The organism is Streptococcus sp. CF8_Ac1-9 (assembly GCF_024295565.1).
Taxonomy (GTDB): domain Bacteria; phylum Bacillota; class Bacilli; order Lactobacillales; family Streptococcaceae; genus Streptococcus; species Streptococcus parasanguinis_X.
Genome location: NZ_JANCOY010000009.1, coordinates 1 through 26098, shown reverse-complemented (window position 1 = coordinate 26098; position 26098 = coordinate 1). Strand labels below are relative to the sequence as shown.

24 protein-coding genes are annotated in these 26098 nt (G+C 44.0%); 4 read left to right on the top strand and 20 right to left on the bottom strand.

Annotated features, from left to right (window positions below):
* Positions 1-7 precede the first annotated feature (7 nt).
* Together NML76_RS10110 and NML76_RS10105 are read right to left on the bottom strand one after the other, a co-directional pair.
* Entirely contained in the window at positions 8-904 is an 897-nt protein-coding gene (locus NML76_RS10110; protein ID WP_049472610.1) for a carbohydrate ABC transporter permease, read from the bottom strand.
* A gap of 15 nt (positions 905-919) precedes the next feature.
* Entirely contained in the window at positions 920-1837 is a 918-nt protein-coding gene (locus tag NML76_RS10105; RefSeq protein ID WP_021153492.1) for a sugar ABC transporter permease, read from the bottom strand.
* Between the two features lie 195 nt (positions 1838-2032).
* Here NML76_RS10105 and NML76_RS10100 point away from each other — a divergent pair, with 195 nt between their 5' ends.
* Together NML76_RS10100 and NML76_RS10095 are read left to right on the top strand one after the other, a co-directional pair.
* Complete coding sequence (locus NML76_RS10100) at positions 2033-3700, top strand: sensor histidine kinase (protein WP_254733461.1); 1668 nt, start codon at positions 2033-2035, stop codon at positions 3698-3700.
* Positions 3681-5225, top strand: a complete 1545-nt coding sequence (locus NML76_RS10095) for a helix-turn-helix domain-containing protein (protein WP_254733459.1) — start codon at positions 3681-3683, stop codon at positions 5223-5225. Before NML76_RS10100 ends, NML76_RS10095 begins: the two co-directional genes overlap by 20 nt.
* A 43-nt stretch (positions 5226-5268) precedes the next feature.
* On the opposite strand, the gene NML76_RS10090 is transcribed toward NML76_RS10095, so the two are convergent.
* The 13 genes from NML76_RS10090 to yghU form a co-directional block, all read right to left on the bottom strand.
* A complete protein-coding gene (locus NML76_RS10090) occupies positions 5269-5466 on the bottom strand; it encodes a DUF3272 family protein (RefSeq protein ID WP_003002577.1) in 198 nt (65 codons plus the stop codon).
* Between the two features lie 38 nt (positions 5467-5504).
* A complete protein-coding gene (gene dnaX / locus NML76_RS10085) occupies positions 5505-7181 on the bottom strand; it encodes a DNA polymerase III subunit gamma/tau (RefSeq protein ID WP_118228027.1) in 1677 nt (558 codons plus the stop codon).
* Positions 7181-7678 (bottom strand): GAF domain-containing protein, encoded by a 498-nt coding sequence (locus tag NML76_RS10080; protein ID WP_049475358.1) that lies wholly within the window; start codon positions 7676-7678, stop codon positions 7181-7183. The genes dnaX and NML76_RS10080 overlap by 1 nt, the downstream gene beginning before the upstream one ends.
* A 474-nt stretch (positions 7679-8152) precedes the next feature.
* A complete protein-coding gene (locus NML76_RS10075; RefSeq protein ID WP_118228026.1) occupies positions 8153-8833 on the bottom strand; it encodes a YoaK family protein in 681 nt (226 codons plus the stop codon).
* Positions 8834-9024: 191 nt separating this feature from the next.
* A complete protein-coding gene (udk, locus tag NML76_RS10070; protein WP_003002524.1) occupies positions 9025-9663 on the bottom strand; it encodes a uridine kinase in 639 nt (212 codons plus the stop codon).
* Between the two features lie 141 nt (positions 9664-9804).
* Positions 9805-10896 (bottom strand): hypothetical protein, encoded by a 1092-nt coding sequence (locus NML76_RS10065; RefSeq protein ID WP_254733457.1) that lies wholly within the window; start codon positions 10894-10896, stop codon positions 9805-9807.
* 126 nt (positions 10897-11022) lie between these two features.
* On the bottom strand, positions 11023-12069 hold the full coding sequence (gene rfbB / locus NML76_RS10060; protein WP_003002700.1) for a dTDP-glucose 4,6-dehydratase: 1047 nt from the start codon (positions 12067-12069) through the stop codon (positions 11023-11025).
* A gap of 268 nt (positions 12070-12337) precedes the next feature.
* Positions 12338-12931: a dTDP-4-dehydrorhamnose 3,5-epimerase family protein gene (locus NML76_RS10055; RefSeq protein ID WP_254733455.1), complete on the bottom strand. Its 594-nt coding sequence runs from the start codon at positions 12929-12931 to the stop codon at positions 12338-12340.
* Positions 12931-13800: a glucose-1-phosphate thymidylyltransferase RfbA gene (gene rfbA / locus NML76_RS10050; RefSeq protein WP_003002772.1), complete on the bottom strand. Its 870-nt coding sequence runs from the start codon at positions 13798-13800 to the stop codon at positions 12931-12933. The genes NML76_RS10055 and rfbA overlap by 1 nt, the downstream gene beginning before the upstream one ends.
* Before the next feature lie 260 nt (positions 13801-14060).
* A complete protein-coding gene (locus NML76_RS10045; protein WP_254733453.1) occupies positions 14061-15152 on the bottom strand; it encodes an FAD-binding oxidoreductase in 1092 nt (363 codons plus the stop codon).
* A 6-nt stretch (positions 15153-15158) separates the two neighbouring features.
* Positions 15159-15956, bottom strand: coding sequence for a Nif3-like dinuclear metal center hexameric protein (locus NML76_RS10040; protein WP_254733451.1), 798 nt, complete (start codon positions 15954-15956; stop codon positions 15159-15161).
* Entirely contained in the window at positions 15943-16632 is a 690-nt protein-coding gene (locus NML76_RS10035; protein ID WP_254733449.1) for a tRNA (adenine(22)-N(1))-methyltransferase TrmK, read from the bottom strand. Before NML76_RS10035 ends, NML76_RS10040 begins: the two co-directional genes overlap by 14 nt.
* Positions 16633-16713: 81 nt before the next feature.
* Positions 16714-17505: a glutathione-dependent disulfide-bond oxidoreductase gene (gene yghU, locus NML76_RS10030; protein WP_254733447.1), complete on the bottom strand. Its 792-nt coding sequence runs from the start codon at positions 17503-17505 to the stop codon at positions 16714-16716.
* Between the two features lie 136 nt (positions 17506-17641).
* Here yghU and add point away from each other — a divergent pair, with 136 nt between their 5' ends.
* Positions 17642-18661 carry an adenosine deaminase gene (gene add / locus NML76_RS10025; RefSeq protein WP_155124785.1) on the top strand — a complete coding sequence of 340 codons (1020 nt, stop codon included), beginning with the start codon at positions 17642-17644 and terminating at the stop codon, positions 18659-18661.
* Between the two features lie 318 nt (positions 18662-18979).
* Here add and NML76_RS10020 read toward each other — a convergent pair whose 3' ends face one another.
* The 5 genes from NML76_RS10020 to recJ all read right to left on the bottom strand — a co-directional run bounded on the left by NML76_RS10020 (position 18980) and on the right by recJ (position 24206).
* Complete coding sequence (locus tag NML76_RS10020) at positions 18980-19663, bottom strand: DnaD domain-containing protein (RefSeq protein ID WP_003007874.1); 684 nt, start codon at positions 19661-19663, stop codon at positions 18980-18982.
* A 9-nt stretch (positions 19664-19672) separates the two neighbouring features.
* Positions 19673-20617, bottom strand: coding sequence for a homoserine O-succinyltransferase (gene metA, locus NML76_RS10015; protein WP_254733445.1), 945 nt, complete (start codon positions 20615-20617; stop codon positions 19673-19675).
* Between the two features lie 101 nt (positions 20618-20718).
* Positions 20719-21231, bottom strand: a complete 513-nt coding sequence (locus tag NML76_RS10010; RefSeq protein WP_003002788.1) for an adenine phosphoribosyltransferase — start codon at positions 21229-21231, stop codon at positions 20719-20721.
* A gap of 159 nt (positions 21232-21390) precedes the next feature.
* The gene (locus NML76_RS10005) at positions 21391-21984 is read right to left on the bottom strand and encodes a TipC family immunity protein (RefSeq protein WP_254733443.1); all 594 of its coding nucleotides are present in this window, start codon (positions 21982-21984) and stop codon (positions 21391-21393) included.
* Complete coding sequence (recJ, locus tag NML76_RS10000) at positions 21981-24206, bottom strand: single-stranded-DNA-specific exonuclease RecJ (RefSeq protein ID WP_254733441.1); 2226 nt, start codon at positions 24204-24206, stop codon at positions 21981-21983. Before recJ ends, NML76_RS10005 begins: the two co-directional genes overlap by 4 nt.
* A 479-nt stretch (positions 24207-24685) precedes the next feature.
* Between recJ and NML76_RS09995 the strand changes: the two genes are divergently transcribed.
* Positions 24686-26098: Cna B-type domain-containing protein (locus NML76_RS09995; protein WP_254733439.1), on the top strand; the 1413-nt coding region annotated here is incomplete at its 3' end.

Below are 26098 nucleotides of genomic sequence, written 5' to 3'. Positions count from 1 at the left end.
TCTTCTCCTATTCTTTCAAGGCACCTATCATGACACCTTGATTAAAGTATTTTTGGACGAATGGATACAGCATCATAATCGGTGCTGTTGAGATAACGATGGCTGCATATTTCATCATATCAGCCTTAATACGGAGGTCAGAAGCTACCTCCCCTGTTGCTTGCGATTGCAACATTTGATTACTAATTAAGAGACGGCGCAGGATCAGTTGCAGGGGTTGAAGATTTTCATTGGTCAAATAAATCAGAGCATTGAACCAAGAATTCCAGATCCCTACTGCTGTCCAAAGTCCAATAACGGCAATAATAGCCTTGGACAAGGGGAGCACGATCTTTCTGAAGTAATGAATGGTTCCGCACCCATCGATCTGGGCAGCTTCCCACATCCCTTCTGGAATACTATTGTTAAAGAAAGTCCGAGCTACAACGATATTGTAAGGAGATACTGCAAACGGTACGACCATCACCCAGAAGGTGTCGACTAATCCCATTTGTTTCACTGTCAAATAAATGGGAATCAAGCCCCCAGAGACAAACATGGGAACGATAAAGAAGACACTGACCCATTTCTTAGCAAAGAGGTCCTTTCGCGACAAGGCGTAACCAGCTGGGATATTAATGACCAGGGCAACGATGGTCCCTACAACCGTGTAGAGGATGGTGTTGAGATAGCTCTTTAGAAACAAAGGTTGCTCAATCAAGCGTTGATAGCCATCTAGTCGCCATTCCCTCGGGATAAACCAAACCTTACCAGTTGCCACATCAGACGGATTACTGAAGGAGGCAATAATGACAAACCACAAAGGGTAGACAATCAACAGAATCAAGCAAATCGCTAGACCATAGATAAAAACATCAAAGAGGATTTCCGACTTGGTCTTTCTAGCATGTTGAAACAATTTCACAATTCCTCCTCCTTTCTAGAACAATCCCGTCTTGGTATAGCGTTTCGCAAACCAGTTGACCGACAATAAGATGATCAAGTTGACCAAGGTATTAAAGAGACCGATCGCTGTCGAATAACTATATTGGAAATTAATCATCCCCACTTTGTAGACATAGGTCGAAATGATTTCACTTCCTGCCAGATTAAGTGGATTTTGCAAGAGCAAGACCTTTTCAAAACCAACACTGAGTAGGCTTCCTGCTCTGAGAATCAAGAGAATCATCGCCGTTGGTAACAGTAAGGGTAAGTCAATATGACGGATTTTTTGCAATCGACTCGCCCCGTCCATGGTCGCTGCTTCATAAAAGGTTGGATCAATGGCTGATAAAGCGGCTAGATAGATGATACTATCCCAACCGATATGTTGCCAGACATCGCTCCAGACATAGACACCTGCAAAGCTACCCGGTTTGGATAAGAGGGCAGGCATCTTTAAGCCGACCAATTTGAGGACATTGGCTAACAGTCCACTACTTGGAGAGAGAAAAAGAATAATCATCCCACACATGACCATGGTCGAGATAAAATGAGGCAAATAAGTTGTTACTTGAAAGATTTTTTTGAACTTGCCCACACGAATCTGGTTGCAAATGATGGCTAGAACAATCGGCAAGGGAAAACCAACCAGAATACTGTAAATAGAAATTTTCAAGGTATTCTTCATGGTTGTTGCAAATTGGAAGGATGAGAAGAACTGGTTAAAATACTTGAGACCAGCCCAAGGACTTCCAAATATCCCAGTAGCGGGAGAGTAATCTTTAAAAGCGATGACTAGACCCGCCATAGGGATATAGGCAAATAAAATCAATAAAATAATCGATGGCAGGAGAAGCACATATAAAGGAATATTTTTCTTAAATTTGCTCTGCTTCGCATTTACTTCGCTTTTCATAAGGCCCTCCTTTTCTTTCTCCTCTATTTTATAGGAATCCTTTCCATCTTTATAGAACTTTTTCGTGCATCTTCATTCACTTTTCCGTTTTCTCCACACAAAAACATGCACTTTCCCGATTTTTTTTACTTTAATATCGGTTTTGTTCATGAATCCGTTTTCAAATAGTGCTATAATATATGTGAGGTGCTCATTATGAAAGCTATTCACAGAAGTACACGAGATCACTCGATTCAATTTTTTTCGCGCCTACTCTTTCTCCTCTTAGTTGTCAATACCTTGATCAACCTTTTGATTGGTGGGATTAGCCGAAATTTTATTAAACACCAAAATATGCTCCATTTAGAGGACTCGATTCATATCTATGCGGATTCCTTAAATACAGAGCTTCACTCCGTTGAGCGTTTTATGTACAGTACTATTAGTCACAATGACTATTTGACAGAGCTCAATAGTCCGCTTGATTTCACGGATTTCCAAGAAAACCTAAAAAAACTGCGGATTGATTTCACGGAGTTCCAGTACCAGATGGATAGCCCCATCACCTTTTTCATAGAGACAAGAGATATCCCCCATTTTTTCAATGCCTCCAGTCTTCAACTGCCCTACCTGGACTATGTACAATTGAAAGATCATCTTAAAACCTATGACAAAGAAACAGACAAGACCAATCAAAAATGGCAACGAATCAGCCTGAACCAGCATGATTATCTCTTAAAATCCCTCCATTACAAGGGCAAGGCTATCTATGCCATCATTTCTACCCAGGATATTTTAAAACCCTTGCAAAAGCTCAATATCGGGAAAAAAGGGCGCTTATCCATCGATCGCCCCAACCAGATCCATGCTACAGATTCCGTCATTCAAGCCGGTAGCAATCAAACCCACCTGCCTTTTGATCTGTATGTGACGGTCGATTACGGAGACGTTTTCCGTACAAATATCGTACTGGAAACCCTTCTCTCCTTGGTCCCTTTGATCATCGCCGTTCTCTCTACCATTCTGATCCTTTATATTCGTCAACGGATGATCCAACCGATGAAACGACTCACCCAACGTCTTTCGCAGCTAGATGCTGCTTCTACCAAGCTAGATGTGATCGAAGACCAAGGGATCTTAGAGATCGATCAGGCCAATCACAAGCTCAATCAGGTTCTGATCCATATGAAAGACCTCCAAATTCGAGCCTACCACGCGCAACTCAATCTCAAAAAAGTCGAACTCAACTATCTCAAAAATCAAGTCCGACCCCATTTTTACCTCAACATGCTTTCCATGATTCACAGCATGCTCCAAACCAAGGACTATAAGGAAATCGAGGAGTTGACCAAGGTGACTTCCAACTACTTGCGTCACCTCTTTCAAGCCAATCAAGATTTCAATCGCTTAGCAGATGAAATCCAACATATCCGAAATTACCTAGAAATCCAGAAAATCCGCTATGGGGACAGCATCCATTTTGACCTGGACTGGGATCCTGGTCTGAAAGATGCGGCTATTCCCCCTCTGCTTTTACAAACCTTTGTGGAAAATGCCATCAAACACGGCTTTTCTTTCCAAGATTCCTTCCACATTCAGCTTTCCATTCATGAAGAAGCAAACCAACAGCTTGCCATTTCCCTTCAGGATAATGGTCCTGGTTTTAGCTCCGCTATCTTACAAGATCTAGCAGAGAAAAAATCCTTAGTCACAGAAGATGGCCACCACATTGGTTTAACCAATGCACGGGAGCGACTAGATCTCCTCTATCCAGATCACTACACGCTTCAATTTTCAAATGGATCCCAAGGAGGTGCCCGCATCCAACTGAGCCTTCCTTATGAACTCTACAAAGGAGACACACATGAATATCCTACTCGTTGACGATGATCGTTTTATCATTAAAGCCCTACAGGAAACCATCCATTGGGAAGCCTTGGGCATTGAGCAGGTATATACTGCCTCCAGCCTGAGCCAAGCCCAAGCCATCATTCAAAGTCACCCGATTGCCCTCATGATCAGTGATATCGAGATGCCACAAGGCAGTGGGCTAGATCTCCTAGCCTGGATCCGGTCAGAAAAATATGACATTCAAACGATCTTCCTCACCAATTATGCTGATTTCAATTATGCCCAAAAAGCCATTGAACTCCAAAGTTTTGAATACTACCTCAAACCGATTGACCCCGACCGCTTAGAATTTATCATTCAAAAAGCCCTCAATAAGATCAAGCGCCACAAGAGTGCGGCCCAATTAGCACAGCAAGGGCAAAAAGAAGCTGAATTTTGGCATGACTACTTGAGAAAACCGCGTCCATCTCAAGCAGAACAGTTCCTTCAAGAAGTAACAAATCGGGGCTATAGCCCCAAACCACATGAAGACTACCTCTTAGTCCTCATCACTCTCCACTTAGTTGAAGAAGACTTTCACCCCAGCGTCCCTTCTTGGCGCTTGCAGCTCCGCCATTGTATCAAGGATCTCTCCCTGGATTTCCCTGTCCACTACTGCGCCCTCAGTAAAATCGAAAGCCAGACCGATCGCTACCTCTGCCTTTTCAAAAAGAATCAGACTACAGAGTGTGCAGACTTCCTAAAGGCTATCCAGCAGAAGATCCAGCAAGACTTAGACCGATCCTCTATCCTTCTCTATTCAGACTCCATTTCCCTTGAGACGCTCTTGATGAAGGCTCTTCACCTCTGCCAATACAGTGAAGAACAAGTCTTCCATTGGAACAGTATCCACTCATATGCTTCTTTGGCTCCACTACCTCAAAAGCCTACTCATCGGACATCGCTCACTTTTACAAATCAACTAGAGACAGAACAGCTTCTCCAAATCATCCATAGCTTAGAGAATCAAGATCGCATTCCACTTTCAGCTCTGAGTGAACTCCAGCTAGACTGGACCCAGCAAATTGGGATTTATCTGGACAAGAACGGCATTCTCGCCCACAAGTTATTTCAAAACAAACACCATCAATTTCTATTCGAACGGCGGTTTCATGCCATCAAAGCTTTTGAAGCCTATATCGGGGATTACTGGAGCTCTGCTCGCCATTATGTGATCGATCTTGAGCACCAGTCCAATCTCATCCAGCGGATCACCGACTACATTGACCACCATTACAAGGAAGATATCAGTCGCACCAAGCTGGCAGAGATGGTTTTTCTTAGTCCAGATCATCTAGCGCGGATGTTTAAGCGCGATACCGGCGAAACCCTGGTAAAATACATCACCGATAAACGGATGGCCGCCGCAAAAGAGATGCTATCGCAAAGCGATACCCCCATTTACCAAGTTGCCCTCCAGGTGGGCTATGACAACTACTCCTACTTTACAAAGGCTTTTAAACAGAAGGTCGGCCTCTCCCCAGGAGATTACCGCAAGCAATGCCAAGAAGCCTTTTAAAATAAGAAAAAAACCTTTGAAAAAGGATTTCTTTTCAAAGGTTTTATTTTCTTTTCTTTCTGATTTCTTTTTCAATGGCACTAGCAATCTTCTCAACCATATAGGCCGTCTGGAGATTGCGCAAGATCAAGAGGGCCCAAAAACATGCAAAGAGCATTTGACCCGCCATGGTCGCTTCATTGAAAAAATAAGTCTCCATAGCAGTAAAGACTGCTATCACTGCAAATTGTTTTCTATTCATAAAATTATTTTACCATGATTCAGTAAAAAATTCATGTATTAATCGTCTTGCAGGGTGATTTTATCGGATAAAAAGTGAAATTCCTCAGGGATGACACTTTCCTCTTCTTCTACCACTTCCGCTTTTTGCCCACGCGCCTTAGCCGAAAACTCTGCCCGGATTTGGGTCCATTCTTCCATCGAAACCGCTAAAATCTCTGGTGAGAAGCCAGCAGCATTGCTGAGGATATTTCCAAACATGGTATTGAGGTTGTCCCGCTTCATGGTCTGTTCAGCATTAAAGGCAGACTCAAAGGCTAAAATAGCGTGATTTTCATTGGCAGCGACCGGCTGAGATCCGATTAAGAGGGCCTTATCCGCACCTGCCAAGCTCTCGATAATTTCCCCCCAAGCGTTCTGAAGACGGATCAAGTTGGTCCGTGCCAACTCTGGGTTTTCAACCGCCTCTTGTAAAATGGCATTGACCTTATTTCGATCCGCACGGTAGCCCTTGCTAGACTTGGTTGGGCGAGCTACTGCTGGTTTTGAAGCAGGAAGACTGCTACCTGATTGCGCTAACTGTTGCTTGAGTTGAGCGACTTCCTTCTTCAAGTCTTCCAGCTGAGCTAGCACATTGGAAGGAACCTCCACAGCTGCTGAGTTAGAAACTTGGCCCGTGCTTTCAGACAATTTAATGGTCATCATTTCAGTGTAAATGCGCGGTTGCAGACTATTTTTGATATCCGCTAGACTGGTTGTCGCCTGGTCAATCAGGGCAAAAAGACGGGCTTGATCGGCTTCAAGATTCGCCGCAAATAAGTCACTATTGTGGGTATTTTCTCCACCCGTCTGGACAATCAAGAGATCTCTCAGGTATTGAAGTAAGTCCGTGACAAAGCGGGCCATATTCTTCCCATTATCAAAGATAATCGCCAGCTGATCCAGCGCCGCTGTCGCATCATGAGCCAGAATGGCAGCCACGTACTGATCGAGCGCAGCTAGGCTGATGGAGCCGGTAATCTCTTCGGCGATCGCTGTCGTCAACTCACTACCCGCAGTCAGACTCAGGGCTTGGTCCAAAATGGACAAGGCATCCCGCATCCCACCTTCAGCGCGCCGGGCGATGATCTGAACAGCATCTGCTTCATAGGCAATGCCTTCTGTAGCTAGGATGCTTTCCAAATGGTGAACGATATCCGGCAGTTTGATGGATTTGAATTCAAAGCGTTGCACCCGAGACAGAATGGTGGCTGGAATCTTGTGTAACTCCGTTGTTGCAAGGATAAAAACCACGTTTTCCGTGGGCTCTTCCAGTGTCTTCAACAAGGCGTTAAAGGCCCCTGTTGAGAGCATATGGACCTCATCGATAATGTAGACCTTGTGCTTGGCTAGACTCGGAGCATAGGTGGATTTGTCGCGAATATCCCGAATTTCATCGACCCCATTGTTGGAGGCCGCATCAATCTCGATGACATCTTCTAGACTCCCATTGGTAATGGATTCACAGATATAGCAGTCATTACAAGGCTCCCCATTGACTTGATTAGGACAGTTCATGGCCTTAGCAAAGATCTTAGCCACACTGGTTTTCCCAGTACCACGAGGACCTGAAAAGAGATAGGCATGGCTGATCTTATCCTGCTCAACGGCCTGTCTCAATGTCCGTGCCACTACTTGCTGGCCGACCAATTGGCCAAAGGTCTGGCTCCGGTATTTCCGATATAAAGCTTGATACATTAGTTCTTAACTCCAAACATCTTAAAGTCCCAGTTTGTCTTATCGATCAAGAGAGCGACAAACTTTTCTAAATACTCCTGATCCAGCTGATCGTAGTCAGAGACACACTCCGAATCCAGGTCTAAAACCCCAAGGAGCTGACCGTCCTTGATCATAGGCACCACAATCTCACTCATAGCCCGACTATCACAGGAAATATAGTTGGCATGCTGGCGCACATCATCGACAATCATGGTTTCCTGCTTTTGAGCTGCTTCTCCACAGACACCCTTTCCAAGAGCGATATGGACACAAGAAACACCTCCCTGAAAAGGTCCCAGGATCAATTCCGTTTGGTCATACAAATAAAAACCCGCAAAGACCGAACGAGGCAGGGCTTGATTTAACAGCGCACTGGCATTGGACAGATTAGCCAAGGCATTGGTTTCATCCATTAAGAGAGCGTCTAACTGAGCCAGCAAGAGCTGGTATTGTGATTCTTTTTCCGAATGTTTCATACCTTTCATTATACCAAATCTTTGCTCAAAAATTAAGCTTCAAACAACGAAAGAAAAGAGAGTGGGACAGAAATCTGTAATTCGTTAGAATTCGATTTCGTCGTCCCACCTCCGCACAGTTGAGTAGGACTGTAAAAGCTGATGAAATCAGCGTAGTAGAGCCCACTCAACCACTGCGTCTTGCTCAACAATTGAGAGGCTAGGACTTTTGTCCCAGCCTCTGGAATATAGATAAACTAATTTTTAGTAAAATAAGTTAAGCGATTCTGTAAAGAGATAAAAATGAGATCTCATTAATTTAAATTGATCAAGAATTACTAAACTTTCCGATGTGAGAAAAGTGCCTGAAGCTTAACTGCTTCAGGCACACGGAATTATTGAGACCTTAGGCTCAATAATTAGTCATGGAACTTCTTCGAAGAAGTTCGCTGACGTCCGCACTCACCTAAGGAAAGTTTTTTATGATACCTTTATCTAGTCATGTCGCCGATTGAAGTGAAAGACTTCAAAATATTGAATGGCACGATAGATTAAAAAGATAGTCAAGATGATGGACACCAGCCAAATGGTTTCTAATCCATAAAACTGAATCAAGTAGGTCGAAAAAATGGCCCCAAAGACGAAACTCCCGATCAAGCAGGTCATAAAGATAGCTTCCCAAAGGAATTTCTTATCCTTTTCTCTGACAAAATTCCCATAAGCTACCATGGTTTTCTTGAGATTTCCCGTCATGAAGGAATGATTATAGGCGTAGCCATCCACTTCTCCAAAAGAGGTCGCTACGATTCCCAAACTCAGGCCAAAAAAAGGCACGATGAAGACATTTTTTACCGATGCTGGCAAAAATCCCGTCACCAAGGTTGTGAGGATAAAGGGTACCAAGGTACTGAGGCGCCAAACTGAGTTGTCAATCAAGCGACGCAAAACCGTCATCAAAAAGATTCCCAACATAAAGGCCAGCATGGTTGCCAACTTTACTTCCACATCCGAGATCTGCTGGCCAATCAAACCGACCGATAGAAAGACCACATTTCCTGTCTGACCAGCCGCCAAGGTTCCACCCCGACAGATAAAGGTATAGGCATCTGAAAAACCAGCACACATGGTCAATAAACAAGCGAACGCCTTGGTCCGCGAATGAAACTCCCTTTTCATTTCCATTCTCCCTAGGAAAAAGAGGGAGTGGTACAGAATGTTAAAAAACATTTCTCATACCACCCCCGAAACATTGATTGAGAACTCTTTCGAGCTTTTAGGCGAATGAAGAGTCCAATCAACTACTGCGATATTCAATTATTGCATCTAATAGCTAAGGATTGGAGATCGATTACCCTCACTCCAACTTTCTATTTCCCTTCACGCGCCTCGTTGAGGATTTTCTCAATCTTGGTTGTGATCAAATCAATCGCAACCGTATTGGTCACGCCCTCAGGAATGATCACATCCGCATAGCGCTTGGTTGGCTCGATGAACTGGTGGTACATCGGTTTTACCACACCAAGGTATTGCTCAATGACGCTATCAAGACTCCGGCCACGCTCCTCCATATCGCGCTTGATCCGGCGAATGATCCGTACATCATCATCCGTGTCAACGAAAATCTTGATGTCCATCAAGTCCCGAAGGCGCTTGTCTTCAAGGACTAAGATCCCTTCCACGATGAAGACATCCTGAGGTTCCTGACGATAGGTCTTGCTGCTGCGCGTATGCTCCGCATAGTCATAAGTTGGAATATCTACCGGACGACCCTCCAAGAGTTCATTGATCTGCGCAATCATCAAGTCCGTATCAAAGGCAAAAGGATGGTCATAGTTAGTCTTGATCCGCTCCTCAAAGGTCAAATGACTTTGGTCCTTGTAATAGGAATCATGCTCAATCATGGCAATCTTTTCATTCGGGAAATTGGCCAAAATGGCACGAGACACACTGGTCTTTCCACCACCAGAACCACCAGTAACACCAATAATAATAGGTCTATTTTGCATTTTCTACTCCATTACCTCTAGTCGGCTGAGAAACAATAGACATCTCAGACACATCTTATCCATTTTACCATATTTTTGTCTAGACATGAATAGTTTTTCAGTCAGAAATTTGGAAACAAAAAGGACCTTGCGGTCCTTCGATTATTTCACTTTTTCTAATTTTGCGGCAAATTCATTACCACCACGTAAGACGAGTATATTTTTTCCACCGTTGACAGGTACGAAACAATAATTTGAATTAGCTTGTATATAGACTTCCTTAGCGCTCTTCACTTGATAGCCTTGTGATTTCACCGCTTCTTGAATGACTTCAAATGTGTGTTCGATCTCTTCTTTAGAAGTCGTGTCTCCATCATACTTTTCTGAATCAGCTAGAGAATAGAATGCGTAAGCCTTGCTATCGTAATACTTATCACTAATAATTCCGTGATCTGAAATCTGAACAGTTGTATTATCTCCTTCTGTCACATTCTTCCACTTTCCAACCATGGCCTTTGGTGTTTCAACCTTGTGATAGACCAAATTTTCTTCAAAGTTTCCTTCGTATGATTTATAAGTTTTCAAGTCAAATAAATCATTTCTTAAAATAATATTGCTTCCGTCTTTTTGGAGCAAATTATAGCGTGTGTTCCCACCAGATTTAATAACAACTATTTCTGTCGTTTTCAGGTTAAATTTCTTATCGACATCCGCAAGTGAATGCAAGCCCGTTGCATTTAACAAAGAAAGTGCTGTATTAAATTCTTTTTTCGCTTCATTGCCCTTGAGAACCTTTTTGATGGTCTCATCACCATTGACTCTTTGTTTCTTTCCACTTAGTTCATAGGTGACCGGACTTGAATCCGTATTTCTCAACCAAACACCATCTAGACTTGGTCCACCTGAAAAGAAAAAGAACCAAGCAAAGGCAATCACTGCGACAAGTCCCGCAAATGCGGCCCCAATTTGGGCTTGTTTATTGAAAGTATATGTCAATTTTTTTGGTCTTGGAACAGGTTGCAAAGTTTTCGCCGATGGCTGCGGTTGGACAAAAGCTTTCTGCTCTTGTGAAAGAGGTGCGCTAGGTGCAACAGGTACTTCCTGAGCAGGAGCCTGCGCCTCAGTTGCTGGAGTCGGCTCTTCTTTTCGCTCTACGACAAACTCCCCTTTTTCACGCGCTTCTTGAAATTCTTGCATACTTGGCTTGCGACCATTGACCGCTTCAAAGTATTCAACCCAATCGTTTTGATTCATCATATCCCCCTTATTGATTCATCATAAAAACTAACCATATTATACCACAAATCAATGGTTATTTTTTTGATTTTCAGAAAAATATCTGAAAAAAGTCCAAGTGATTTTCCACTTGGACCTTCTTCATTATTTCAAAACTTTTTGTGTTTTCGCGTAGTTGGCTTCTACAGCTTCTTTTTCAGCCTTCCACCAGTCTTGGTGGTCTGTGTACCACTTGATGGTATCTTCCAAACCTGCTTCAAAGTTTGTGAATTGTGGTTCCCAACCTAATTCTTCACGCAATTTGGTTGAATCGATGGCATAACGCAAATCGTGACCAGCACGGTCTGTTACACGGTCGTAGGCGTCTTTTGGTTGACCCATTTTTTCAAGGATCAACTCCAGCACTTCTTTGTTATTCTTTTCACCATCGGCACCGATCAGGTAAGTTTCACCAATACGGCCTTTAGTAAGAATCGCCCAAACACCAGTTGAGTGGTCGTTGGTGTGGATCCAGTCACGGACGTTCTTCCCTTCACCATAAAGTTTTGGCTTGATGCCAGACAAGATATTGGTGATTTGACGTGGGATGAATTTTTCGATGTGTTGGTATGGCCCGTAGTTGTTTGAACAGTTAGAAATCGTTGCTTTAACACCAAAGGAACGAACCCAAGCCTTCACGATCAAGTCTGAAGCAGCCTTGGTTGATGAATAAGGTGATGATGGGTTGTATTTTGTTTCAGCAGTGAATTTTTCACCAGGACCTTCCCCATGTCCAGGAAGATCTTCGCGCAATGGAAGGTCTCCATACACTTCGTCTGTTGACACGTGGTGGAAACGAATGTCGTATTTACGAGCCGCTTCCAAGAGTGTGTATGTTCCAACAAAGTTTGTGTAGATAAATGGAGATGGGTCTTTGAGGGAGTTGTCATTGTGGCTTTCAGCCGCATAGTGAACAATCGCATCAGCCTTGGCAGCCAATTTGTCAACTAATTCAGCATCAGCGATGTCTCCCACAACCAACTCAACACGGTCCCCAAGGATTTCTTCGATATTGGCACGGTTTCCAGCATAAGTAAGTTTATCAAGGACAGTCACATGCACGTCTGGATGGTTGTTGTAGACATAGTGTACGAAGTTTGAACCGATGAAACCAGCTCCACCGGTTACGATGATATGTTTATATTCTGACATTTTTTCTCCAAATAATTTTTAGTTTTGATTGTTCCTTAAATCAATCTTTTTTTAGCTTTCCTTAGGTGAGTACGGACGTCAGCGAACTTCGAAGAAGTTCCATGACTAAGTTTTGAGCCTAGTGTCTCAAAACTTCCGAGCACCTGAAACACAATGGTTCAGGTGCTTTTCTCACGGCGGAAAGCTAAGCATATAGCTCGCTTCGCTCGTTTATAGCAAAGCTAAAAACTATATAATGATGTTCTTGATTGTTTTAAGAGCTTCATTCTTACAAATCTTCTGCTTTTAGGGGTTTGACGTCTTTGAGCAATGGGTGGTTCTTGTCTGCTTCTGAGACTTCAGCTTCTTCCAAGTTTTCCCATTGGATGTCTAGACTTGGGTCTGCATAGTTGACAAAAGCATATTTTGGTTTGAGTTCCAGTGCCCAGTAATCATTGACTAAGTATGTATAGGCAACTTTGTCTGTCAAAACTTGGAACCCATTGGCAACACCACGAGGGACGAAGATGCCTTTTGAAGCATCGATCACGGTTTGGTAGGTGTTCCCAAAGCTATCGCCTTCACGAAGGTCTACCCAAGTTCCAAGAACCTTGCCTTCATCTGCTACAGAGATGTACTTGTCCCAAGGCTCTGCATGCAAGCCACGCAAAACATTCTTACGAGAGAATGAAATATTGTTTTGCAACTTGCCTTCCGCAAAGAAGCTTTCAGGGAATCCAAGAGGAAGCATTTTCTCTTTTTGGAAGTTTTCTTTAAACCAACCACGGTTATCTCCGCGCACAGGAATATCAAACTCCATCAAGCCTGGGATGGCTTCAATTTTGCGGGCTGCTAATTCTTTATCAAAAAATAGTTCCGTCATTATGCTTCTCCAATCAAACGGAGCAAATATTGTCCGTATTCGTTTTTCTTCAGTGATTGCGCTAATTCATGGACTTGTTCTTTGGTGATATAACCCATGCGATAAGCAATTTCCTCAAGGTTAGCTACTTGGACATTTTGCAAGCGTTGAACAGTTTCGATATATTGAGAAGCTTGCAAGAGGCTTTCGTGAGTCCCCGTATCCAACCAAGCAAAGCCACGGCCCATGAGCTCAACAGAGAGATCTCCACGCTCCAAATAAGCCTTGTTAACATCGGTGATTTCAAGCTCGCCACGAGGACTTGGTTTGATGTTTTTGGCAATCTCTACCACATCATTGTCATAGAAGTAAAGTCCTGTCACCGCAAAGTTGGATTTCGGATGTTCTGGTTTTTCTTCGATAGAGATAGCGTTCATATCCGCGTCAAACTCTACCACACCAAAGCGTTCTGGATCTTTGACTTGGTAACCAAAGACAGTCGCACCTTTTTCTTTGGCTTCTGCCCGTTGCAACATCTTGGTTAAGCCATTTCCGTGGAAGATATTATCCCCAAGGATGAGGGCAACGTGGTCGTCACCAATAAAGTCTTCTCCGATGATGAAGGCTTGCGCCAAACCATCAGGACTTGGTTGCTCTGCATAAGAGAGAGAAATTCCTAGCTCAGAACCATCTCCAAGAAGCTCTTCAAAACGAGGTAGGTCTTGAGGAGTCGAGATAATCAGGATATCTTTGATCCCAGCCAACATAAGGGTTGACAGCGGATAGTAGATCATTGGTTTGTCATAAATGGGCATCAATTGTTTAGAAGCCGCACGTGTCAATGGATACAAGCGAGTTCCTGAGCCCCCTGCTAAAATAATACCTTTCATAATGTTAGGCCTTTCTACGTAGTCATTACCCTTATTTTATCATGTTTATATAAAAAAGTCACCTTGCATTTGTGTTACAAGGTGATGACAGGATATGAGAGTTGTAGAATTGTTAGCATTGGTCTTACTCATGATTCAAATAGATTACTGCTCCTTGACTGAGCCGTCTGAAAATCTTACCTTGTAGTAGAGCCCACTCAACCACTGCGTCTTGCTCGACAATCCAAAGAAAATTGAGAGGCTAGGACTTCTGTCCCAGCCTACTTCTTCACATATTGTTCAACTGGATAATCCGCTGGATCTAAGCGCAGGTTTCCTCCTGCTACGAGTTGGGCTAGATGCCAACCAATGAGGGGACCAGTTGTGAGTCCGGACGAACCTAGTCCACTAGCGACATAGAGGCCTGCTTGATCAGGAACAGTTCCCCAGAATGGTGAAAAGTCACTGGTGTAGGCACGAGTTCCCACGCGCTCCCCGATAACTTCCGCTTGAGCGAGTTCTGGATAATAGGTCAAGGCCTCTGTTTCCATCTGATTTAGAAGAACTTGATCCACCGTCAGGTCAAAGCCCATCTCATTTTCATGGGTGGCTCCCATACTGATCTTGCCCTGCTGAAATGGAATGATATCCAGCTCTCCTTCAGGCATGACCACAGGATAATCATCAGTATCTAGGTCTAACTGATAATCCCTCAACTGTCCTTTTTGCGGACGGACATCAACCTGGTAGCCGAGTGGCTTGAGTACCTGCCCCAACCAGGCTCCTGTTGCCAGGATGACTTGTTCATAGCTTTCTCCTGCAATCTGATAGCCATCATCTGAGACTGAGAGAGCAACCTCTTCCTTGATCACTCTTGCCCCACTGGCTTTAAGAAGCGTTTCCGTTAGAAGGGCTCCCTCCACATGAGCACCACCTGATGCATAAAGGAGATTCTCAAAGCCTTGTAGACCTGGGAATTGCTGGGCTACTTCTTCCTTATTCAAAATCGCCAAGTCCCCGATTAAGGGAGATTCCTCCCGACGGCTCAGCGCCAACTGATAGAGTTCGTCTAATTTCTCCTCCTTTTTCTTGAGAAGATAGACACCCGTCTGCTGGTAAAAATCTGTATGAATACCGTCCTTGTCCAGGTCTTCTACCAATTCTTGGTAAAAATCTGCTCCCAGACGAGCCAGGCGATACCAGGCTTTATTTCTCCGCTTGGAAAACCAGGGACTGATAATGCCAGCAGCCGCCTTGGTTGCTTGGCCGACTCCATGGTCATAGACGGTCACATCCACTTGTGCTTCTTTGGATAAATAATAGGCGGCAGTGGATCCCACGATCCCTGCACCGATAATGGCAACTTTCATCATGACCCCTTAGATATGGTAAAAAGGATTGGTGCTGGCTTGACTGCCAATCACTTCAATCTCCCAGGCTTCCTCAGCCTTCCACTGATTGAGCTTTTCTACTAATTTTGACACAAAGAGAACTTCGATATGGTGACCTGGGTCCAAGGCCAAGAGGCCATCGCTCAGCATGTCCTGAGCCGTGTGGTAGTAAATATCTCCTGTGATATAGACCTCTGCTCCCTTAGCGAGAGCATCCTTGTAAAAGGACTGGCCACTTCCTCCACAGATAGCGACATGCTTGATAACCCGTTCCAAATCTGCCTGGTCATAACTGACTATGCGCAAAGCATCTAAGCCAAAGGTTTCTTTAACCTTGCTAGCCAACTGTCCAAAGGTTTGAGTAGCTACCCGACCGATGCGACCAATTCCGAGCCCTTCTCCCGTCATACTGAGGGGTTCTGTATCTTCAATGTCCAAGAGCTGGCAGAACCAATCGTTGAGACCATCTGGGACAATGTCAATATTAGTATGGCTGACGTAGACTGCTATATCATGCTTGATCAAATCGATATAAATCTGATTTTGGGCCCGATCGGCTACCAGATCCTTAATCGGACGGAAAATAGGCGCGTGCTTGACGATGATCAAGTCCACCCCATGGGCGATAGCTTCAGCCACCGTCTGCTCGCGGATATCTAGGGCCACCATGACCTTATGGATGTCTTTTTGCAGCGTACCGACCTGTAGCCCACGGACATCTCCCTCCATGGAAAGCTCCTGAGGACAGTAGGCTTCATAGCGTTTAATGACTTCACTTGCTAGCATTTAGGACCTCCTTGATGTGAGCGATGCGCTCTTCTAACGATGCTCTGGCAGATTGATTCTCAACTGGTACCTGCTCCAAGGCAAAGGCTAATTTCTCCACTTCCTTGGACCACTTTTGGACAAACGCTGGAGCTTGTTCCTGCATCAAATGGGGACCAAAGCGTAGTTCCTTGGCTGACAACTCTTGATAACCCTGTTCCACCACGAGGATCTCATAGAACTTCTCATTTTCTTCCAAGATGGCTTCATCAACAATGCGGAAATCATTGTCGACTAACCAAGCCCGCAGTTCATCTTCCCGATTATTGGGTTGGAGGACCAAGCGAGAGACACTGGCTAATTTTTCTAGACCTGCGGCTAGGATGTCTGCAATCAAGCGTCCTCCCATGCCAGCAATGGTGATACAGGAAATACCGTCTGTTGGTTCAAAGGCAGCCAAGCCATTGGCTAGACGGACTTCAATCTTGTCTTCTAAGCCATTATCCGCAACATTTTGGAGGGCAGACTGATAAGGCCCCTCTACCACTTCCCCTGCAATGGCAGCCTCAATCTTGCCTTCTTGTAAGAGGGCGATTGGGAGATAAGCATGGTCACTCCCCACGTCCAACAGACGCGCTCCAGCAGGGACGAAGCTAGCCACCAAGTCCAAGCGATTTGATAATTTTGTAAATTCCATGTGCTACTTTCTAAACTTTTATTCCACCCTTTAGTATACCATGTTTGCACCATTAAAAAAAGGCGCAACGGCGCCTTTTCATTATGCATCAATTTCCTTATATTCTACTTCCAAGCCACGTTTCACAGCTGGGCGATTGGCAATTTTCTCTGTCCAAGCTTGCAGATGCTTGTATTCCTTCACATTTAGGAAAATCCCTGCACGGTCCCAGACCTTGTCTTGGGCTAGACGGCCATACCAAGACCAGATGGCAATATCTGCAATGGTATAGTCATCCCCTGCGATATAAGGTTTAGTGGCAAGTTCCTTGTCCAATAGGTCCAATTGCCGTTTGGCTTCCATGGCAAAGCGGTTGATGGCATACTCGATTTTCTCTGGTGCATAGTGGAAGAAATGACCAAAGCCTCCCCCTAAGAATGGTGCTGCACCTGTCTGCCAGAAGAGCCAGTTGAGCACCTCTGTCCGTTTAGACGGATCAGTCGGGATTAATTTGCCAAATTTCTCAGCTAGATACAAGAGAATATTAGCTGATTCAAAGACACGAATAGCTTGATCGCCTGATTGATCCAACATGGCTGGAATTTTCGAATTGGGATTGATGGCTACAAAGTCACTACCAAACTGATCTCCCTCACCAATCTTGATCCGATAAGCGTCATAGCCTGCATCCACTCCCAGATCTTTCAATTCCTCCAGCATAATGGTGGCCTTGATCCCATTGGGTGTTGGAAGGGTATAGAGTTGGAAATGCTGGTCGCCTTTTGGAAGGGTTTGTTCAAAGCGGGCACCTGCTGTTGGTTGGTTCAAGCCACCCCAGGCTCCTCCCATTTGGCTCGGTGCTTTCCATACTTCTGGTAATTGATAGTCTGACATCTTTCTTCTCCTTTATTTCGCTACTCCTAGCATATCAAATATCGGGCTCCCTTTCAAAGATCTGCTACGCGAAGGCTACTTGACTTTTTTTGTCAAAATGATAGTATAGAAAAAATACAATTTTAAGGAGAAAACCATGTCCACGATCGATTTTCATAGTTTGGCAAAGACAGAACTTCACTGTCACTTAGACGGTTCCTTGTCGCTTCCAATCATTCGCCAGTTGGCAGCTATGGCCAATATTGACCTACCTGCTAGCGATGAGGAGCTCAAGCACCATGTTACTGCGCCTGCCCACTGTGAGAATCTTTTGGACTATTTGGAGGCCTTTGACTACATTCGGCCCCTCCTTCAAACTAAGGAAGCCTTGACGCTTGCTGCTTACGATGTGGCCAAGCAAGCTGCTCTCGAAAATGTCCTTTATATTGAGGTTCGTTTTGCACCAGAATTGTCCATGGACCAAGGGCTCACCGTCCCAGAAACTATCGATGCTGTCTGTGAAGGACTGCGTCAAGCCCAGGAGGAATTTGGCATTGTTGCAAAAGCCTTAGTCTGTGGCATGCGCCAGTCCGATCAAGAAGTCACCTCTCGCATTCTAGCAGAAGCCAACCAAGTTAGCGATCAAGATTTTGTTGGTTTTGACTTTGCCGGGAATGAGCACAACTACTCTCCAGAAGATATTCGACCTCTAATTGAGCAAGTCAAGAGTTACCATCGGCCCATGACACTTCACGCAGGTGAGTGTCATTGCCCACACTTTGTAGCCCAATCGATTGCTTTTGGAATCAAACGCAATGGCCACGTGACGGCTCTATCTCATGAACCGGCCTTACTCCAATCCTTTATTGAACATGGGGTCACTGGTGAACTCTGCTTGACCAGCAACCTACAAACAAAAGCAGCACCGACTATAGAAGATTTCCCTTATTTGAAGATGAAGGCAGCCGGAGCTCGGATCAGTATCAATACCGATAACCGGACTGTATCTGATACCGACCTCACCAAGGAATATGCCCTCTACCATCAGCACTTCCAAACCAAGGAAACTGACTTTTATAAACACAATGTCCATGCCATTCAGGCTTCCTTTGCCAGTGACGAGGAAAAACAAGAACTCCTTAGTAAACTAGAAAAAGCCTATGCGGACTATTTATAAAGGAAAAAACTAGCACTTTATGAGTACTAGTTTTTTGAATGGTTAAAAATTATTTTTTCAATTAAGAACCTATTTTTTTCAGTAAAAATAATGTCTTATTTTTAAAACTATTCAAGTATAAACTAAAAACTTTCCGCCGTGAGAAAAGTGCCTGAAACACTATTGTTTCAGGCACTCGGGAGTTTTGAGACCTTAGGCTCAAAACTAAGTCATGGAACTTCTCCGAAGTTCGCTGACGTCCGTACTCACATAAGGAAAGTTTCTAGGAAGACTTTACCTTCAATTTGCAACTAGCACTCAAATAAGTGCTAGTTTTTTTTAATCCTTCCACAAATCCATGGCCTTCAAGAAATCGTCTGAAACGGTCACATTGCGTGGGTTGGCTTGCTCGCGTTCTTGTAGTTTCGCTTCTACTTGGGCCAGGCTGTTGATGCCTTCACTGCGCCAGTTGCGTAAAATGGCTTGGATATATTTCCAGTGAGGCTTGCCGTTAAAGACAGCTTCTCGTAATGCTGCCTTGATCACATCTGGATCTGTCTGATCTTCGCGCACGGTCTTGGTCAGGTCTTCAATCTCAAAAGGTGTCAAGAGTCGTCCCAGTTCTTGTTGGAAGGTTTCCACTAAGTCCTTGATGACATTTCCCTTAGCAGGCGCGCTTTGTGCCTTCCCTTGTGATTGGGCTTCTAAAATCTCATCCAAGCGCTCCAGGGCAATGGTCGCATCAAAGATGGCTTCAATCTCACCATTGAGCTCAATGGTCCGGTATTGAAGGAGTCCCTTAGTAGTCAAATTGGACATAATCCGATTGACCTCTGTCACCGTTTTTCCCAGATGACTAGCAATCTGATTGGGAGTTAAGGCCTCTTGGCCAGTCGTATTTTGAAGGAAGAAAAACTGCCAAACCAAGTAATCATCTGCTTGGTCGAACAATTCATGATAATGAAAAAGCAAGGCACTCGGAAGAACCAAGTTGCCATACTTAAATGCTTGTGAATATGTCATAATTCCCCTTTATAGGTAACCATAAAATGAAATATCTTTTTCCAATTCTTCCAAGCGGTAAGGTGTTTCTTGATAAACCGCATAGTTGATCCAATTACTAAAGAAGGTCGTTGCAGCTAGATTCCAACGAATGCGAGGCTCTGTATTAGCGTCATCCCCATCAAAGTAATTCTTGGGAACGTCCGGATCCAAGCCCGCCTTGACATCTCGGTGGTATTCTTTTGCCAGTGTATCGCGATCATATTCCAGATGGCCAAAGCTATAGACCTCACGCATGTCTGGACTAGCAATGATGGAAAGTCCAACTTCATTTCCCTGAGCGATCACTTGAAGATTGCTCTTTTCAAGGACTTCCTTCAAAGGAATATCTGTATAGCGAGAATGAGGGGCAAGGAAGCGATCGTCAAATCCTCTCATGAGCAGACTATCGGGACGCACCACTGCTTGGTCATAGATACCCGATAGCTTGTCACAGAGCTCTACTTTTTGAATCCCGTAACGGTGGTACAGTCCAGCCTGGGCTCCCCAACAAAGGTGCAAGGTAGAAAAGACATGCCGTTTAGACCATTCAAAGACCTGGGTTAATTCTTCCCAGTAGTCTACTTCTTCAAAGTCCATCTTTTCGACAGGCGCTCCTGTCACAATCAAGCCGTCATAGTAATTATCCTTGATATCCTCAAAGATCTTGTAGAAGCTCTCCAAATGCTCAGCCGCTGTATTCTTGGATTCATGGCTCGCCATGTAGAGGAAATCAACATTGATCTGCAAGGGCGTGTTGGCAAGGAGCCGTAAGAGCTGGGTTTCTGTCGCAACCTTGGTCGGCATCAGATTAAGAATGAGAACATTCATCGGCCGAATATCCTGGTGAGTCGCCCGAACATCATCCATGACAAAAATATTTTCTGAACGAAGGATATCGACTGCTGGTAATTTTTTATCTAGAGTAATTGGCATAAAAAGCTCCCATCTTACAAGTTCTTAACTAACATTATATGATAGGAGCTTATAGTTTTCAATTATGGTTTTTCTGTAGCCAGTTATAGTATTAGACTATATCAGTAATGCATCAAGACTTTGTAGTCGTAATCGCCGATCGCTTCGCGGCCTTTAAGATCATCGAGCTCGATCAAGAAGGCACAACCTGCAACTACTCCACCGAGTTTTTCGATCATTTCGATGGTTGCTTTCACCGTACCACCTGTTGCCAAGAGGTCATCGACGATGAGAACGCGTTGACCTGGTTTGATAGCATCGGCGTGCATGGTCAAGGTATCCACACCGTATTCTTTTTCGTAGTCAGCAGAGATGACTTCACGTGGCAATTTACCAGGCTTACGAACAGGCGCAAATCCAATTCCCAACTCAAAAGCGACCGGACATCCAACGATGAACCCACGCGCTTCAGGACCAACGATCATGTCGATTTTCTTATCCGTCGCGTATTGAACGATTTCACGAATCGCATAACTATAAGCATTGCCATCTGCCATCAAAGGGCTGATATCACGGAAGGTAATACCTTCTTGTGGATAGTTTTCAATGCTTGCAATGTAATCTTTTAAATTCATGGTTAACTTTCTTTCATAAAAAATTTTTTACATTCCATTATACCATGAATTCTACTAACTTGCATCATTTTTTGCCAAATCATTTTCCCAAGCTCCCACGTCAAAAGCAAAAATCCCACATCCGAGAAATGATGTGGGATTGGGTTCTAAAAAAACTTACTATTCTTCTATCAATTTGTTGTACTCGATTTTCATATCCCCTAAGTTTTTCAAGGAATAGCGGGAACTTCCATTCTTGAACCAAGTACCAAGAATATATTGTTCGGCGAATTTCTTACTTTGCTTTTTCAACCAAGTACGGTCTTTGCCGTAGGCGGCAAGTTGATCAAGGAGTTTTTGGCCCTCGTAGGTAGTATCTTCTTTAGAAAGGTAGACCTCTTTCTGGAAAAACAGCTTTTTAGACGAGTTGTATTTAAACATAAAACCAAGAGTCACACCTTTTTGCAGTTCAAGATCATACATATAGGTCCAGTCGGGAGTTTCCCTAAACATTAGCACAGACAGTTCTTCGTTTCCACCGATAATTCCTTTAGAATAGGGGTAGGTCTGAAAATCCTCGTCTTCTTTCCAGATACCATCGTTTCCTATCGTTTCTGTAAAGGGCTTAAACATCACATAGCGCATCCATCCACCATTTTCAGCATAGTTGATTTCTTCCATGGGGTTTTTGAGACTCAGGTAGATTCCCAACCAATAAAGAGCAACAAGCAGGAAGGGGCTGAGCCAGAGGAATTTTTTTAGATGTTTTTTCATGAGGCCTGCCCTGTCAGGTAATCGTAGATTTCACGAACCGTTCCAAGGGCCATCAACTCCTGCTCTTTCACAGTTTGTTTGAGGTTTTGGTAGATGCTGCTTTCTGCGATTTCGCGTTTTTCTGCTTCTTTATTAACCTTCATGATGCCATTTTCAATGGTCACGAATCCCAACTCTTGGAAGATCTGGATCATTTTGACCAAGAGGATCTGCTGAATCTTGAGATAGGCCGCTAGGTCTTTGAGTTTGTAGCGGACATCAAACTCTGGGTACTGATAGATGGTTTTATAGAGTTTGGCATACTGGTCCCTGCTACCGTATCCTGTCAGATAGTAGGCTTTGGCGATCTCATTTTTGAAATAAACGGCCTGGAAATCATGCTCTTGGAAGATTTGCCGTAGTTGCTCTAAATCCTCAGGGATATTTCCAACTACAACAGCGGATGCCCCTGTCAGATCTGGCAGTTCTTTAGTAAAATCAAGAACGGGAACACCTGCGGGGAGGCTGGCATTTTTAGAGCGGATATTAAAGAGCTGCACGCCGTCCACACGCGCATCAACCAGCATGAGCTGCAAGGTTGTTTGGCCATTCCATTGGTTGACCGACAACTGCACAGCTAGCTCTAGGTCTTGCGCCTGTGCAAACTCTGCCTCTAAGCTTCCCAAGCCAAAGGCAACCACCTCAAAGGTCGCATCTTCTTGAGAAATTTTGAGTTTCAAGTGGGTATTGCCGGCTCCCATCGAGCGTGCCCCTTCTACCTTAAAATTACGGACCAGAAAGACTGGTTTTTTATTGTCCATGCCAAATGGACTCAAGCGATCAAAGTTTTTCAAGGTCTCAAGCGTTAGTTCTGTTAGATGTAGTTCCTCGTCGATGGCTAGGGTGGATTTGCTGCTAAGATCAATCTCCTGTTCTGCAACGTAATCCGTAAGAGCCTGAGACAAGGCAGGAAGTTGGTCCACCTCGAGCGTCATCCCTGCTGCACCGGCATGCCCCCCAAAGGCGACAAAGAGCGACCGGTGGGGATCGAGGGCATCAAAGATATTGACCGACTCAGGACTCCGAGCGCTTCCTTTAGCCCGTCCATCTTCGATACTTAAAACAACGACCGGCTGATGAAGCTCTTCTAATAAACGGCCGGCGACAATACCAAGGACCCCTGGATTCCAGCCTTCTTTGGCCAAGACTTGGGCGGACAAACTTGGATCGACCATGGTTTTGGCTTCGTCATAGATGGCTTGGACAATCTCTTTTCGTTCTTCATTCTTCTGATGGATCATGAGGGCAATCTCGTGAGCCTCTTCATCGTCAAAACCAGTCAGTAGTTCGATAGCTGGATTAGGGTCATCGAGGCGACCAAGGGCATTGAGACGAGGAGCAATCTGAAAACCAACCGTTTCTTCATTGACATCCTCCGGACGAATCCCTACGATCTCCAAAAGCTCCTGCAAGCCCATGCGCTGGGTATGTTGGAGAATACCCAGACCGTATTTGACCAGAATCCGATTCTCATCTGTCAGACTGACCATGTCAGCAATGGTCCCAATTGCTACCAGGTCTAAGAGATCGACTGGTACTTCCTCTAGGAGGGCACAGGCCAACTTAAAGGCCACACCACATCCTGCTAAATAATGGAAGGGATAATCCGCATCTGGATGCTCCGGATGAATGATCGCATATGCATCCGGTAAAACCTCTGGCATAGAGTGGTGATCCGTCACGATAACATCAACTCCCATCGCTTGGGCCATGGCAATGGCTTGATTGCCCGCGACCCCATTGTCCACCGTGACAATCAGGGAAATGCCTTGCTGCTCGATAAAGTAGTTGTAGACACTCTCATTGGGACCATAGCCGTCTGTGAAGCGGTTGGGTAGGTAGACTTGCACCTCTGCACCCATCTGCTCCAAGGTTTCCTTCATAATGGAGGCCGATGTCATCCCGTCCGCATCATAGTCTCCGTAGATGAGGATCTGCTCATAATCTTCGATGGCCCGTCGGATGCGCCCCACTGCCTTGTCCATATCATGGAGCAAATAAGGGTCATGTAGCTTCTCTAGTTTGGGTTCTAAAAAGTCTTCTAAATCCTCTTTGGTTTGAATGCCACGCTCATACAGCAAGGTTGCTACGGACGCTTCTAGGCCTGCTTTTTTGGCAAGGGCTAAAAAGGCCTCATCTGCACTTGGCGAAGCTAACTGCCAATCGTATTTTGAAGTGATCATCTAGCTTTTGGTCTCCTCTTTTTCTTATCTGAATATTATAACATGAAAGGCTAAAATGGCGGGAAATAAAAGGTCGACTTATACAAAAACCAAAATCAACATTTTTCATTATTTTTGTTGCATTTAACTTGACTTATCATACTAAAAGAATATAATAATGATGATAATAATCTTTTAAATATGCAATGGGATGATTATTCTGTTAAAATTTGCAACGTTTATTATCACTTTAACATTATGACGCTTGTCATTTCCCTTGTTTTTCTATCTAAACAAACGTAGTTAGAGGGTTTGAGCTGATTTTGTCGGTGGGTTTGTTTTCTTTTAATGCATAAAGAGGAGCATATAATTCATCGATCTATCCTAAACTGAGGCAGCTGGTTTCATGGAGTAGAAATTAGAAGCCTTTCTATTTTAGGATATATCACTATATAGAAAAGCCTCGGAAAGGGCAGGCAGAAGAAAGGAAATGAGGCCAATTGAAATCTCTTTATAAAAAGATAGTTGCATTTGTAGCTATCATCGGTGTGGTAGCCTTGGGCTTGTCTGTGATCAAACCCGTAAGCGCGGCCACTGTTTCACCAACCGTCACCAACTTAAAGGCCCAAACAAATGGACAAAAGGTTACCTTTTCATTTGACTGGGATTTAACCGGTAAATCAGTTAAAGACGGTGATACATTTACTATTGACGCTCCAGAAGGTGTTAATATCACTGAAATTGCAACTCAATCACTCCAAGCAAATGGAGCTGAAGTCGCAACCATTTCAATGACAAACAAAAAGATTACTTTCACCTTTAAAAAAGCAATCGAATCCATGAACCAAAACGTTAAGGGTGGTTTCTCATACAAAGCAGAATGGGATAGCACACCAGGAAATCCTGGAAATAAAACTGCCACTTCTAAGGTTGGATCTGAATCCGTTGTTATCACTCGTCCTGACGGACCTGGAGTATTTGAATCTGTGTTGAACAAGTACAACCTTACTGGTGACTATGTAACTAAGCAATTCAAATTAGACGCATCTGAAAACTATGCATGGTTGAATGTTGGAGATGACTACTATCTGACAAAATGGTTCATCCGTATCAATGGAGATGGTAAGAAACAAGCTTTGACAAACCCTGTTGTATCAGATAAAATCCAAGCTCCAGCAGTCGATTACTCAAAAATCACTTTTGCTCCTGCTGCTAACCACGCTGCAAATGAATTCTTTGTGGGAACTTACTTGAAACCATCCTTTACATTAAGAAAAGGTGGACAAGTGGTGGCTTCTGGTTGGGACTTCTGGCAACATGTGAAATTCGATGCGGACGGCAATGGATTTACTGTGAATTTATCAGACGTCAGTGATGTCTTTAAAACAGCATCAAGCGATGAATTGATCGTTGAATACCAAACATTAATTCCTAAGACAACCATCAGAGTAGATAACAATGCTACATTGACAGCTGATGAAATCACAACACCTCAAACTGACCCAGCATTCTGGAACAATACAGAATTGAAATACTGGGTTACTGGAGATCAAACAGTTACTGTTCAAAAAGAATGGGTTGGTGATAATGAAGCTGACCGTAAAGATATCACGGTTCAATTGTATGCGGACGGCAAAGCCTTGGATGGGTTAACACAAACCCTTACAAAAGCTTCTGGCTGGAAAGCAGAATTTACGAAATTGCCAGGTATCAAAGACGGTAAGAAGATTGAGTACTCAGTAGTGGAAACAAACACTCCAGAAGGTTACACTTCTAAAGTTGAGAAAATTGATGATAACAACGTGATTAAAGTGGTCAACACATCAAATAAACCAACTACAACTACAACTACAACCACAACCACTACGACTACTACAACTACGACTCAAGAGCCTACAACCACAACTACTACG

What these genes read in the sequence shown, in the direction of transcription:
- NML76_RS10105 (WP_021153492.1), bottom strand. Translation starts at nt 1,837, where the DNA reads ATGAAAAGCGAAGTAAATGCGAAGCAGAGCAAATTTAAGAAAAATATT.
- NML76_RS10100 (WP_254733461.1), top strand. Translation starts at nt 2,033, where the DNA reads ATGAAAGCTATTCACAGAAGTACACGAGATCACTCGATTCAATTTTTT.
- NML76_RS10095 (WP_254733459.1), top strand. Translation starts at nt 3,681, where the DNA reads ATGAATATCCTACTCGTTGACGATGATCGTTTTATCATTAAAGCCCTA.
- NML76_RS10090 (WP_003002577.1), bottom strand. Translation starts at nt 5,466, where the DNA reads ATGAATAGAAAACAATTTGCAGTGATAGCAGTCTTTACTGCTATGGAG.
- dnaX (WP_118228027.1), bottom strand. Translation starts at nt 7,181, where the DNA reads ATGTATCAAGCTTTATATCGGAAATACCGGAGCCAGACCTTTGGCCAA.
- NML76_RS10080 (WP_049475358.1), bottom strand. Translation starts at nt 7,678, where the DNA reads ATGAAACATTCGGAAAAAGAATCACAATACCAGCTCTTGCTGGCTCAG.
- NML76_RS10075 (WP_118228026.1), bottom strand. Translation starts at nt 8,833, where the DNA reads ATGAAAAGGGAGTTTCATTCGCGGACCAAGGCGTTCGCTTGTTTATTG.
- udk (WP_003002524.1), bottom strand. Translation starts at nt 9,663, where the DNA reads ATGCAAAATAGACCTATTATTATTGGTGTTACTGGTGGTTCTGGTGGT.
- NML76_RS10065 (WP_254733457.1), bottom strand. Translation starts at nt 10,896, where the DNA reads ATGAATCAAAACGATTGGGTTGAATACTTTGAAGCGGTCAATGGTCGC.
- rfbB (WP_003002700.1), bottom strand. Translation starts at nt 12,069, where the DNA reads ATGTCAGAATATAAACATATCATCGTAACCGGTGGAGCTGGTTTCATC.
- NML76_RS10055 (WP_254733455.1), bottom strand. Translation starts at nt 12,931, where the DNA reads ATGACGGAACTATTTTTTGATAAAGAATTAGCAGCCCGCAAAATTGAA.
- rfbA (WP_003002772.1), bottom strand. Translation starts at nt 13,800, where the DNA reads ATGAAAGGTATTATTTTAGCAGGGGGCTCAGGAACTCGCTTGTATCCA.
- NML76_RS10045 (WP_254733453.1), bottom strand. Translation starts at nt 15,152, where the DNA reads ATGATGAAAGTTGCCATTATCGGTGCAGGGATCGTGGGATCCACTGCC.
- NML76_RS10040 (WP_254733451.1), bottom strand. Translation starts at nt 15,956, where the DNA reads ATGCTAGCAAGTGAAGTCATTAAACGCTATGAAGCCTACTGTCCTCAG.
- NML76_RS10035 (WP_254733449.1), bottom strand. Translation starts at nt 16,632, where the DNA reads ATGGAATTTACAAAATTATCAAATCGCTTGGACTTGGTGGCTAGCTTC.
- yghU (WP_254733447.1), bottom strand. Translation starts at nt 17,505, where the DNA reads ATGTCAGACTATCAATTACCAGAAGTATGGAAAGCACCGAGCCAAATG.
- add (WP_155124785.1), top strand. Translation starts at nt 17,642, where the DNA reads ATGTCCACGATCGATTTTCATAGTTTGGCAAAGACAGAACTTCACTGT.
- NML76_RS10020 (WP_003007874.1), bottom strand. Translation starts at nt 19,663, where the DNA reads ATGACATATTCACAAGCATTTAAGTATGGCAACTTGGTTCTTCCGAGT.
- metA (WP_254733445.1), bottom strand. Translation starts at nt 20,617, where the DNA reads ATGCCAATTACTCTAGATAAAAAATTACCAGCAGTCGATATCCTTCGT.
- NML76_RS10010 (WP_003002788.1), bottom strand. Translation starts at nt 21,231, where the DNA reads ATGAATTTAAAAGATTACATTGCAAGCATTGAAAACTATCCACAAGAA.
- NML76_RS10005 (WP_254733443.1), bottom strand. Translation starts at nt 21,984, where the DNA reads ATGAAAAAACATCTAAAAAAATTCCTCTGGCTCAGCCCCTTCCTGCTT.
- recJ (WP_254733441.1), bottom strand. Translation starts at nt 24,206, where the DNA reads ATGATCACTTCAAAATACGATTGGCAGTTAGCTTCGCCAAGTGCAGAT.